This is a genomic window from Planobispora rosea, assembly GCF_014648175.1.
GTDB classification, from domain to species: domain Bacteria; phylum Actinomycetota; class Actinomycetes; order Streptosporangiales; family Streptosporangiaceae; genus Planobispora; species Planobispora rosea.
Map to the genome: position 1 here is coordinate 1 of NZ_BMQP01000084.1, position 11,371 is coordinate 11,371.

At 69.2% G+C, this 11,371-nt stretch carries 11 protein-coding genes; 6 read left to right on the top strand and 5 right to left on the bottom strand.

The annotated features are described in order from the left end of the window. Nucleotides 1-551: 551 nt before the first annotated feature. The 5 genes from IEZ08_RS38080 to IEZ08_RS38100 form a co-directional block, all read right to left on the bottom strand. Nucleotides 552-893 carry a hypothetical protein gene (locus IEZ08_RS38080; RefSeq protein ID WP_068922332.1) on the bottom strand — a complete coding sequence of 114 codons (342 nt, stop codon included), beginning with the start codon at nt 891-893 and terminating at the stop codon, nt 552-554. Nucleotides 894-896: 3 nt separating this feature from the next. After that, nucleotides 897-1,298 carry a flagellar export chaperone FliS gene (gene fliS, locus IEZ08_RS38085; protein ID WP_068922333.1) on the bottom strand — a complete coding sequence of 134 codons (402 nt, stop codon included), beginning with the start codon at nt 1,296-1,298 and terminating at the stop codon, nt 897-899. A 1-nt stretch (nt 1,299) separates the two neighbouring features. Then, entirely contained in the window at nt 1,300-2,991 is a 1,692-nt protein-coding gene (gene fliD / locus IEZ08_RS38090; RefSeq protein ID WP_189244141.1) for a flagellar filament capping protein FliD, read from the bottom strand. A 173-nt stretch (nt 2,992-3,164) separates the two neighbouring features. Beyond that, a complete protein-coding gene (locus IEZ08_RS38095) occupies nt 3,165-4,370 on the bottom strand; it encodes a flagellin N-terminal helical domain-containing protein (RefSeq protein ID WP_068922335.1) in 1,206 nt (401 codons plus the stop codon). A 190-nt stretch (nt 4,371-4,560) separates the two neighbouring features. Next, the gene (locus IEZ08_RS38100; protein ID WP_068922336.1) at nt 4,561-5,421 is read right to left on the bottom strand and encodes a sigma-70 family RNA polymerase sigma factor; all 861 of its coding nucleotides are present in this window, start codon (nt 5,419-5,421) and stop codon (nt 4,561-4,563) included. Between the two features lie 261 nt (nt 5,422-5,682). Here IEZ08_RS38100 and IEZ08_RS38105 point away from each other — a divergent pair, with 261 nt between their 5' ends. The 6 genes from IEZ08_RS38105 to IEZ08_RS38130 all read left to right on the top strand — a co-directional run. Then, nucleotides 5,683-6,165: a flagellar protein FlgN gene (locus tag IEZ08_RS38105; protein WP_068922337.1), complete on the top strand. Its 483-nt coding sequence runs from the start codon at nt 5,683-5,685 to the stop codon at nt 6,163-6,165. Beyond that, nucleotides 6,166-7,596 (top strand): flagellar hook-associated protein FlgK, encoded by a 1,431-nt coding sequence (gene flgK, locus IEZ08_RS38110; protein WP_068922338.1) that lies wholly within the window; start codon nt 6,166-6,168, stop codon nt 7,594-7,596. A 13-nt stretch (nt 7,597-7,609) separates the two neighbouring features. After that, complete coding sequence (gene flgL, locus IEZ08_RS38115; RefSeq protein WP_203863715.1) at nt 7,610-8,491, top strand: flagellar hook-associated protein FlgL; 882 nt, start codon at nt 7,610-7,612, stop codon at nt 8,489-8,491. 20 nt (nt 8,492-8,511) lie between these two features. Then, nucleotides 8,512-8,937 (top strand): flagellar assembly protein FliW, encoded by a 426-nt coding sequence (fliW, locus tag IEZ08_RS38120; RefSeq protein WP_068922340.1) that lies wholly within the window; start codon nt 8,512-8,514, stop codon nt 8,935-8,937. 55 nt (nt 8,938-8,992) lie between these two features. Next, a complete protein-coding gene (csrA, locus tag IEZ08_RS40460) occupies nt 8,993-9,244 on the top strand; it encodes a carbon storage regulator CsrA (protein ID WP_425312329.1) in 252 nt (83 codons plus the stop codon). Nucleotides 9,245-9,669: 425 nt separating this feature from the next. After that, a partial coding sequence (locus IEZ08_RS38130) for a GGDEF domain-containing protein (RefSeq protein WP_189244142.1) occupies nt 9,670-11,371 on the top strand: 1,702 nt, incomplete at its 3' end.

The window sequence follows — 11,371 nt, forward strand, 5'->3', positions numbered from 1 at the left end:
GGCGGGCGCGGGTGGTCAGGCGAGCGGTGAACGTCATGAAGTGTGATCCCTTGTGCGGCGACAGGACTTCCGGCGGTTGGACCTCCGTAGGGGTCCGGTGCCGGTGAAGGCCCTGTGTCAGCGGCCTTCGACATCCAGTAAGCCGTCCGGGCGTAGCGGCAGAAGTGCGCGCAAGGTGCAGAAAAGTTGCCGCGCCCGGGAAGTCCTCAACCCCCTGCCAGCACGGGGATCCAGCCGCTGCCATCTGGCGGCCACGTCCGACGTTTACGCCGTAAACACCACCGATCCCCGGGTAGCGACCACCACCGTTTACGCCGTAAACACGCCCTCGGGGTCCCGGACTGCGGCCCTCAGGGGCAGCCCGAGCGTTTACGCCGTAAACACACCACGGACCCGGGGTGGGACAGTGCCTGTTTACGGCGTAAACAGCGGCGTCGTTAGCAAGCCGCACCCCCGCGGCCCCGGTCGCCGGGAGGCTATGACGTGAGCAGTGACGGGATCAGAGGCAGCCGTACCTTCACTGCTCATTTGACTCTTGGTAAAGCAAACAGTCATGCCGCGTAGTTGACGTAGACGGGGCGGTTGCCGCCGTCGTTGCCGGATTCGACGCGGGCGAGCATGGCGGCCTGCCGGCGGTTGCCGACCATGGCCATGGCCAGCGCCTGAGCCGCGGCGAGCTGGCGGGCGAGGATCGCATCGGCGCGGGGACGCAGGTCGAGAGGGAGCGGGCCGATGTCCTCGGGCGGCGACCAGGCGTCGGAGGACTGGAGGTCACGGTCCCGGTGGTCACCGGCGAGCATCTCCTCGACGGCGGCTACATCCATCTCCAGGGCGTCGAGCGCGGCCGACCAGGCCGCGCTCCAGTTGCCCGCTTGCGGGGACGGCGCGGCCATGGGTCACGCGACCCGGGCTGCCGTGCCGACGGCGGAGGCCTCGGACACCGCGGTGCGCCACGCGTCGCGCAGCGGCTCGACCAGGCCGCGGCAGGACGCCACCTGGGCCGCGTCGCGGCGGATGTTGGCCTGGATGAGCTGGGTGAGCAGGAAACCGTAGAGCTCTGAAAGGCCCTTGGCGCCGTCCCAGACGTCCATCTTGAGCGAGGAACGCAGCTCGATGACGATCTCCTGGGCGTGCTGGAGCTGGGTGGAGGCGGTCTCCCTGTCATCGCGACCCAGCGCCTCCTCGGCCTTGACCAGGTCCAGGACGAGCCGGTCATAGAGCATGACGAGCAGCTTGCCGGGGGACGCGGTGGTGATCGCGTCGGCCATGTACCGGGCCCGCATGGAGGGGTTGTTCACGTCAGGATCCGTTCTCGATCTTGGGGAGGCTGCCGATCTGGCCGGCCAGCCAGGTTGACTGCTGGTTGAGCTTGCCGAGCGAGACCTCCAGGTTGCTGAACTGCTTGCGCAGTGCCGCCTCACGCCTCTCCAGGCGCAGGTCCCAGGCATCGATCTGCTTGTTGAGGTTGGTGATGATGCTCTCACCGCCCTTGATGGAGGCGGTGACGCTGTTCGTGGCGTTGTTGGTGATGATCGACAGCTTCTCGGCCAGCCCCATGACGCCTGTGACCTCGGTCTTGGGGACCGGCTTGCCCTGCGCGTCGACCTTGTTGTCGATCAGCGGATCCTTGGCGGTCACCGCGTTCTTGACCGCAGCGGGGTCGGCCGCGTACGCCTTGAGGAAGGTCTCGCGGTTGAAGGCGAGCCTGCCGCTCTTGTCGAGCTGCACGCCGAGCTGGGAGAAGCTGCCGTAGCCGGTCTGGCCGTTGCCGACCTGGCTCAGGATGTTCTGGGTGATCTGCCGGATACCGAAGTTGCCGGTGAGCGGCTGCTTCACCTTCGCGGTGGAGTTGTAGGCGGTCTGAGCGGAGATCTCGGTCAGCGCCGCGTTGGCGGCGTCGACGAACGCCTGCATCTTGTTCGCGATGGTGTCGGTGTCCGGGGAGCTGGTGATGGTGATGCCGGACTCGACCTTGCTGACCGAGAGGGTGACGCCCTGCATGACGCCGGTGAAGCTGTTGCTGCCGCTGGTGACGGTGTAGGCGCCGGCGCCGCTGCCGACGCTGATCTTCGCGTCCTGCGCGGTGACCGCGACGTTGGTCGTCCCGGCGAACCCGGTGCGGGTGACGGTGGGGCCCACCGTGAGGCCGGCGACGTCGATGGTCTCGGCGGCGCCGGCCTGGCTGTGGAAGACCTCCAGCTTGGCCTGGCCGTTGACGGCGGTGACCTTGGCGGTGACGCCGATGCCCGCGGCGTTGATCGCGTCGGCGACGCCCTGCGGGGTGTCGGTGCCGACCGCGACGTTGACCGGGGGGTTGGAGCCGATCGTGATGTCGACGCCGGCGGCCATGTCGGCCACGGCCGGGGTGGAGGCGGTGGCGAAGGTGGAGGTGGCCCTGGCGACGCCCACGAAGTCGAAGGCGGCGGCCGTGCCCGTCTTGGTGGAGGTCAGCTGCAGGACCGTGCCCTGGTCGGTGGTGACGACCGCGGCGCGCACGTCGAGCTTCCTGGCGTTGATGGCGTCGGCGAGGCCCTGCGGGGTGTTCTTGTCGGCCGCCACCGTGATGTCGACGGGGTCACCGGTGCCGATCTTGATGCTGACGCCGGTGATCGGGGGGACGTTGCCGTCGCTGGTCAGCACGGGGCTGGTGGGAGAGGCGAAGGTGGCGGTGCGCACCTGGGCGCGGGCCAGGTTGACGACGTCGAGACTGAGGGTGGCGGTGGGGGCGCCCGTCGTCCCGACCGCGGTGACCGCGGCCGAGGAGGAGGTCGCCTTCGAGCCGGTCCAGGTGGCGTCGGCGAACATCGCGTCGGCGGCGGCCTTCAGCCCGGCCAGCCGGGCGTTGACCGACTGGTAGGAGGACTGGACCTTCTGCTGGGCGGTGACCTTGGACTTGAGCTTGGTCTGGGAGGCGGATTCCACCTGCATCAGCTGGGAGATCAGCGAGCTGGTGCTCAGACCGCTGACAAGGCCGTCGATGCTGCTGGTCACGTATGCACGTCCTCTCTTCGATACCCGCCTCATCGGCAGGCGCGCGCGCCCGTCAAGCGAACGCGCCGAGAAATGCGGAAGGGGCGGTCGGCGGATTCCGCCGACCGCCCTCTCCGTTTTTCCTGCCTGTCATCCGGTGGGCGCCCTCAGGGTCACTCAGGGCGCCCCTCGGATTAGCCCAGGAGCTTCAGCACGGACTGAGGCGCCTGGTTGGCCTGGGCGAGCATCGAGGTGCCGGCCTGGCTGAGGATCTGGTTCCGGGTGAAGTTGACCATCTCCTGAGCCATGTCGGTGTCGCGGATGCGGGACTCCGACGCGGACAGGTTCTCGATCGCCACGTTCAGGTTGTTGATCGTGTGCTCGAATCGGTTCTGGTAGGCACCGAGCTTCGCACGCTGGTCGGAAACCTGCGCGATGGCGTCGTCGATGTCGTCGATCGCGTCCTGGGAGGCAGTGGTCGAGGTCAGAGCGGTACCGCTCAGACCCAGGTTGCCGGTGTCCATGGCGTCGATCTCGACGTTGATGCGCTCGTCGGCGTTGTTGTTGGCACCGACCTGGAACACGCCGCCCGAACCCGTGGCGACGGTGATGTTCGCCGCCTGGACGCCGGTCAGGGCCGAACCGACGCTGGCCGTCTGGAAGGCGTCCTTGCCGGTCATCTTGAAGCTCACGCCACCACCGTTGGGGTCAACGCTGGAGGTGAACTTGACCTCGTTGCCGTCGCCACCGATGCCCTGCAGGGCAGTCTTGATGCCGGCGTTGACAGCGTCAACGTAGGCCTCAGGGTTGGCGTAGCTGGCACCGCTGCCGCCCGGCAGCGTGACGGTGACCGTCTGGGTGCTGCCGTTCACCTTGGTGGTGAGGTCGAACTGGTTGTCGGCGGTGGTGGCGGAGACGGTGACGCCGGAGAACGACGCCGGAGCGCTGGCGCTCGTCTGGAACTGCGAGCCGTAGCTGCCGTCGAGCAGCTTCTGGGTGCCGAACGCCGTGGTGCTGGCGATGCGGTCCAGCTCGGTCTTCAGCTCACCGAACTCCTTGTTCGCCGCAGCCTGGGCGGCGGCGTCCTGGGAACCACCGTTGGACGACTGGACGGCAAGGTCACGCATACGCTGAAGGATGGAGTGCGTCTCGGTGAGCGCACCTTCAGCGGTCTGAGCAACCGAGACACCGTCCTGAGCGTTGCGGACGGCGACCTTCAGGCCACCAACCTGGGCGCGCAGGCCCTCGCTGATGGACAGGCCGGCCGCGTCGTCCGCAGCCCGGTTGATGCGGAAGCCGCTGGAGAGCTTCTCCAGAGACTTCGACATCGCCCCGTCGTTGACCGACAGGTTCCGGTACGAGTTCATCGCGGCAATGTTCTGGTTGATACGCAGACCCATGGTGTTTTCCTCCTTGACTAGGGCCTTGCCGGTCCTTCCGTGGTCCGGTCTGCCTTCCTCATCGGCGGCGACCGGGCGCGCTGAAGGTTTCTCAGCGGCTTTTTTCAAGATTTCTCCGGCCGGGGGTTCTCAGGCCGTACGGCGTGGCCGGAAGGCGCGCGGGGCGCGGGCCGTACGGGAAACTCGAAGGTCAGGCGGTGCGCGCGACCGGGGCGCCGAACGTGTCGGTCATGGCCAGGCGGCTGCGCAGGTCACCCTTGGCGGAGATCTCGGCGTAGTAGGCGGCGCGGCGCTTGGCGACACAGCCGTCGGGGCGCTGCGGGGCGGCGACCATCTCGGGGGCGAGCTGGGCGTTCATGCCGTCGCGCAGCAGGACCAGGGCCTCGGCGCGCAGCTGGGAGACGCGGGACTCGGTCACGCCGAGCTCGGCGGCGATCTCGGCCATCGGGCGCTCCTCGAGGAAGTAGCGGGTGACGACCAGGCGCAGGCGCTCCGGCAGGGCGTCGACGGCGTGGGTGAGGTAGCCCAGGCGCTCGCGGTGCAGCAGCATCTCCTCGGGGCCGGCGGCCTGCTCCTGGACCATGTCCTCGGCGGTGCCGGGGGCGAAGCCCTGCAGGCTCAGGACGACGGCGCGCTGCACGTCCTCCTCGATGGACTCGACCTCTTCCTCGGCGACGCCCAGGGCGCCGGCGAGCTCGCGGTTGGTCGGGGTACGGCCCAGGGCCCCGCTGAGCTCCTGGCGGACCGAGTCCAGCTGGCGGGCGCGGCTGCGCACCGAGCGGCTGGCCCAGTCCAGGCCGCGCAGCTCGTCGACGAGGGCGCCGCGGATGCGGACGGCGGCGAAGCGGCCGAACGGGGTGCCGCGCTCCGGGTCGAAGGAGACCGCGGCGGCGGCCAGGGCGGCCAGGCCGGCGGAGGTGAGGTCGTCGCGGTTCACGTGGGAGGGAACGCGCATCAGAGTCTCGCGGACGATGTGACCCACGAGCGGGAGGTGCTCGCGGACAAGAGCGTCGATGTCGCGGCTGACGGCAGTCGTACCCTGAGTCCTCACGGTGGCCCTTTCGATGTGGCTGGGAAGGTCCCGCCGGCTCCGTTCGGTGCCGACAGGAACTAGAAAACAGTCACAAAGAGGTAGGAACCGGTTGCTTTCGGTTGCCGTACGGTTGCGAAAACTCACTTCTCGTCATCGGTCAGGCACAGCGCGTCATAGTCCCGATGCCGCCGGGGAAGTTCTCAGGCGGGGGAGCCCGCTGCCGAATATGCGGGGGAAGCGCGCCGTCGAGGCGTACCGACGACTGTGAAGGCGGGACGGATGAGCTTGGCCGATCTGTCGAGCACGCTGTGGCGGATCCGCGAGATGATGGATCTGCTGCTGTTCAAGCTCGAGGAGGAGCAACTCGTACTGGCCGCAGGTAAGACCCGCTGGCTGCCGCATGCCACCCGCGAGGTGGAGATGGTGCTCGAGCAGATCCGCAAGACCGAGGTTCTCCGTGCGGCCCAGGTGGACGCCGTCGCCGAGGAGCTTGGCCTGCCGCCCGCCCCCAGCCTGCAGGCGCTCGCCGCCGCGGCCGGGGCGCCCTGGAGCGACCTGTTCCTGCAGCACCGCAACGCGTTCCTGACCCTGACCGCGGAGATCAGCGCGATCGCCGAGGCGAACAAGGAACTGCTCACCGCCGGAGCGCGGGCGGTCCAGGAGGCGCTGATGAACGTCACGGGCTCCGTGACGACCTACAGCCGCTCCGGGGAGACCGTCGGCGCCGGCCGTTCCTCACGACTTGTCAATGAGGCGATGTAATTGAGCACCTTCTCCGGAATCTCCACCTCACTCAGCGCCCTGTACGCCCAGCGGCAGGCGCTCGACGTCGCCGGGCAGAACATCGCCAACGCCAACACCGAGGGCTACACCCGCCAGCGGGTCGAGCTCAACTCTGTGGGCGGCGTGGTGACCCCGGCCATGTACACCACCACCGACGGCCTGGGCAACGGCGTCACCGCCGCCGGGACCACGCGCATGCGCGATGAGTTCCTCGAGGCGCGCGGCCAGATCGAGCACGCGAAGTTCGCGTTCCTGTCCGGCCAGGAGGAGGTCTACGCCCGCGTCGAGGAGGTCTTCGGCGAGCCCAGCGACACCGGTATCCAGTCCCAGCTGTCCGGCTACTGGAACGCCTGGAGTGACGTCGTCAACCAGCCCGGTGGCCCGACCGGCAACGCGGCCCGCTCGCAGCTGCTGCAGGAGGGCGCCACCGTCGCCGACAGCCTGCGCAGCGCGAACGCCACCCTCGAGTCGCTGTGGAACACCACCATCGAGCAGCTCGACACCCTGGTCACCGAGGTGAACACCGCGGCCGACACCGTCGCCCAGCTCAACCAGGCGATCGTGCGCGCTACCGCGGCGAACCTGCCCGCCAGCGAGCTGCAGGACAAGCGCGACGGCCTGGTCCTGCGCCTGGCCGAACTCACCGGCGCGACCTCCAAGTCCCTCGACAACGGTGCGGTGGACGTCTCCATCGGCGGCACCAAGCTGGTCGACGGACCGGTCGTCAGGAAGCTGGAGGTCACCGGTGCCGGCACGCTGCGCGACGCGACGGCCGACCCGGTCACCCTGAGGTGGCAGGGCACCACCACCGACGCCAGCGTCACCTCCGGTCAGCTCGCCTCGTCGCTCCAGGCCCTCAACAAGGTGCTGCCAGGGTACGCCGCCAAGCTGGACGAGGTGGCGCAGCGGCTCGCCACCACGGTCAACACCCAGCACGTCCAGGGCTATGACCTCAACGGCGCCCCGGGTGGGAACTTCTTCGTCCCCGAGACCGGCACCGTGATCACCGCCGCGAACATCAAGGTGGGCCTCACCGGCGCCGCGCAGGTGGCGGCCTCGGCCGTGCCTCCGAGGACCGACCCCAACACCGGCAACCCGATCGGCAACCTCGACGCCGGGAACGCCCTCAAGCTGGCGGGCTTCGCCACCGCCCGGGGCGGGCCGGACACCTTCTATCGGGAGACCGTGACCGCGCTCGGCGTCGAGTCGCAGTCGGCACAGCGACGCGCGACCATCCAGAACGTCATCACGCAGAACAACGACGCCCAGCGCATCGCCCAGTCGGGCGTCAGCCTGGACGAGGAGATGGCGAACATGCTGCTCTACCAGCGCGCCTACCAGGCGGCGACCAGGATGATCTCGACGATCGACAGCACCTTCGACTCCCTCTTCAGCATGATCCGGGGCTGATGACATGACGTACATGCGCGTGACCGAGAGCTCGATCAGCACTCGGGTGCTCAACAACCTGCAGAACAACGTCAGCCGGGGAGGCGACATCCAGCAGCGGCTCTCCAGCGGCAAGCAGCTCACCCGGCCGTCGGACTCGCCCGCCGGCACGGCGTCGGCTCTGTCCCTCCGCAGCGACCTGCGCACTCAGGAGCAGTACATCCGCAACGCGGACGACGGCCTGGGCTGGGTCGGCACCATCGACACGGCGCTGACCAGCGCGAACAGCCAGGTGGGCCGGGCCAGGGAACTGGTGCTGCAGGGCATGTCCTCCGGCTCGGGCGGGGCCCAGGGCGCGCGCATCGCGCTGGCCTCCGAGGTGGAGAACATCCGGGCCGCGCTGATCGGCGTGGCCAACACCACCTATCTGGGCCGGCCCGTCTTCGCCGGCGCCGCGTCCGGGTCGGTCGCCTACAACGCCGACGGCACCTACGCCGGCCAGGGCGGTGAAGTGATCCGTACGATCGGTGACAACACCCAGATCGCCGTCAACTCCGACGGGGAGAAGGTCTTCGGCCGGGGCAACAACCAGCTCTTCAAGGTGCTGGCCGACATCACCGCGAACCTCAAGGACAACCCGGCCGCCCTCGTCGACGACCTCACCCGCCTCGACACGGCGATTGCAAGCATGCAGACCGAGATCGCCGACGTCGGTTCCCGTTACAATCGCGTGACGCAGATGCGTGACACGGCCGACTCCAGGATCCTCAGTCTCAAGACCCAGCTCTCGGACATCGAGGACATCGACCTGCCCATGACGATCACCGAGCTGACCCTGCAGCAGACCGCCTACCAGGCGGCGCTCGCGGCGACGGCCAAGGTGGTCCAGCCCTCACTCGTGGACTTCCTGAAATGATCACTCTTAAGGATCGCCCGATGAACGCAGAGGCCGCGGCCCCGGCGAACGCCGACACCGACGAGATGCCCGCCATCGAGCTCGTCTGTCCCATGCCCGGCTTCGCCGAGCACCGCCGGTTCGTGCTCGTCCGGATGGACGACGCCGGCGCCCTGTTCTCCATGCGTTCCCTGGAGGACCCCGACCTGCGTTTCCTCGTCATCGCGCCGAACCCGTTCTTCCCGGGCTACGAGCCCGAGATCGAGGAGGAGACGCTGGCGATGCTGGGCGCGGCCGGGACCTCGGACCTGCTCGTGCTGCTCGTCGTCACCGCTCCGGGCTCCATCACCGAGGCGACCGCCAACCTGATGGCCCCCATCGTGGTCGACACCACCACCCGCCGGGCCATCCAGACCGTGCTCACCGGTTCCGACCTTCCGGTCCGGGCTCCCCTGGTATCCGCCTGACGTCGGTTAGGCTGCCGATACGTCCCCCGGACACATAAGGAGCTGGACGTTGCTGGTGCTGACCCGTCGCTCGGGGGAGAGCCTGATGATCGGTGACGACGTCGTCGTCACCGTGCTCGACGTGCGTGGGGACGTGGTCCGGATCGGCATCCGCGCGCCGCGTTCCGTCCCCGTGCACCGTGAGGAGGTCTTCCGCGAGCTGCAGGCCGCCAACCGGGAGGCCGCCTCGTCGAGCGAGGACGCCCTGATGGCGCTGCGCCGCATGCTGCAGCCCGGCGGATCGGACGCCGGCCCGGCCGACAAGTGACCCCGCGACCGACGCGACGGCGACCGGCGTCGCGGCGGGACGGCTCGTAGGTCCGTGTTCACCGGAGACGCGCCGGTGGGACGGCGCCCGTGCGGGACGGAATCCCCCTCGCTCACGGGGAGGATGTCAATATCCGGACACAGTATCGAACCCACCCTTTGGCATGTCCGTTTCCCGGGGATCATCCCTGGTGGGATCGATGGTCCCGATCGTATTAATTCTGATCGTAATCAGTAAGAAATGACCCATTTCTGACGATTTGTGAGGCGGAAGTGGTCGGGCAGCGGTCAAGCCCACCTGACGGCAGGAGCACGACGGCACGTCCCTCAGGGTGTGCGGTGCCGGTGAACCACCATGCCCCTCCGGCTGAGACCGCCTCCGAGTTCGACCGCAAGGCCCCTCCCACGGCCGACCCAGAGAAGAGCATGAACCAGACAGCGCCCGGAACGCCCCCGGCCGTCGGTCCCCGCCCCGAGCGGAAACCGTACGGCTGGCTGGTCTTCCTTGTCCTGGGTGCGCTGGTCGCCCTCAGCGGTCCCGCCATCGCAGCCGTCTCCCCGTTCTTCGACGCCCTGCTCTGGTCGGGCATGCAGGGGGCGGCGACGATCGCCGTCCTCATCGGGATCCGCCGTTACCGGCTGGGCCGCCTGCGGCCGTGGCGGCTGATCGGCGCGGGCGTCGTGACGGCCTGGCTCGCCAACGCCGTGGGCTGGTCGATCGGCTGGGTCTGGCTGGAGAGCCAGACGCTGCTCGTCCTCTACCAGACCGGCACCATGAGCGGGTACGCCCTGTTGCTGGCCGCCCTGATCATGATGAGCGCCAGGGTCGGCGCCTCCCGCTGGACGGGCCTGCTGGACGCCGGGATCATCACCGTCGGCGTGGCCATGCCGTTCTGGACCTTCGTCGTCGACCCCGTCATCGACCTCGGCACCTACAGCGGCCCGGACCTCGCCTACGCGCTGATCACCCCCCTCATCGACCTGGTCGTCCTGGGCCTGGTGGCGCGGATCCTCTTCGACGCCGGGCGGCCGCCGTGGCTGCTCCTGCTCGGGGCCTCCTGCACGGCCATCTTCGTGGCCGACAGCGTCTACCTGCTCAGCAACGCGGCGGGCAGCGCGCAGATCCACCCCGTGGCGACGGTCGGCTGGCTGGCCTGGTCGGTCCTGGTCGGCGCCACCGCGCTGCATCCCAGCGTGGCCCGCGCGGCCGAGCTGCGGACCGCACTCATCGCCGACCGCGGCCGAGTGCCGCTGTTCATGGCACTCGCCCTGCTCAGCCCGCTGGTCTCCACCCTGGGCCGCCCTTTCGCCGACACGGTGGCCCAGCCGCACGACGACATGGCGATCATGGCGTGGACGGTGGCGCTGGCGGTGCTGCTGGTGCTGCGGCTCAACACCGTGGCGCGGCTGGCCGAGGCCCGGGCCACGGCCCTGGACCGCCAGGCCGACCGGCTGACCGCGCAGACCCACCAGCTCAGCGCGGCCCTGCACACCCAGGAGATGCTCCAGCGCAGCCTGGCCCACCGGGCCTTCCACGACCCGCTGACCGGGCTGGCCAACCGCACCCTGCTCGGCGAGGCCCTGCAGCAGGCGCTGACCACGCCCGCCGCCTCCGAGGGACCGGCCGGGCCGGAGACGCCGCCCGCGCTGCTGCTGATGGATCTCGACGGGTTCAAGGACGTCAACGACACCCTGGGCCATCCCATCGGCGACGATCTGCTCACCCAGGTGGCGCACCGGCTGCGCGCGCTGTGCGCGCCCGGTCAGACCCTGGCCCGGCTGGGCGGCGACGAGTTCGCGCTGCTGCTGCCGGCCACCTCGGCGCAGGTGGCCATGGGGCTGGCACACGCCATCGTGGAGCGGCTGCGCACGCCCTACCGCCTGGGCGAGCACGAGATCCACCTGACCACCAGCGTCGGAGTGCTGGCCGAGACGGAGATCTGCACCCCGGCCGAGGCGCTGCGGGATGCGGACCTGGCGCTGTACGCCGCCAAGGCGGCCGGCAAGAACCAGATCACCCTGTTCACCCCGGCGTTGCGCACGACCCGGCTGGAGCACAGCCGGCTGATCGCGGGGTTGCGCCAGGCGATGGCCCGTGACGAGCTGGCGGTGCACTACCAGCCGGTGG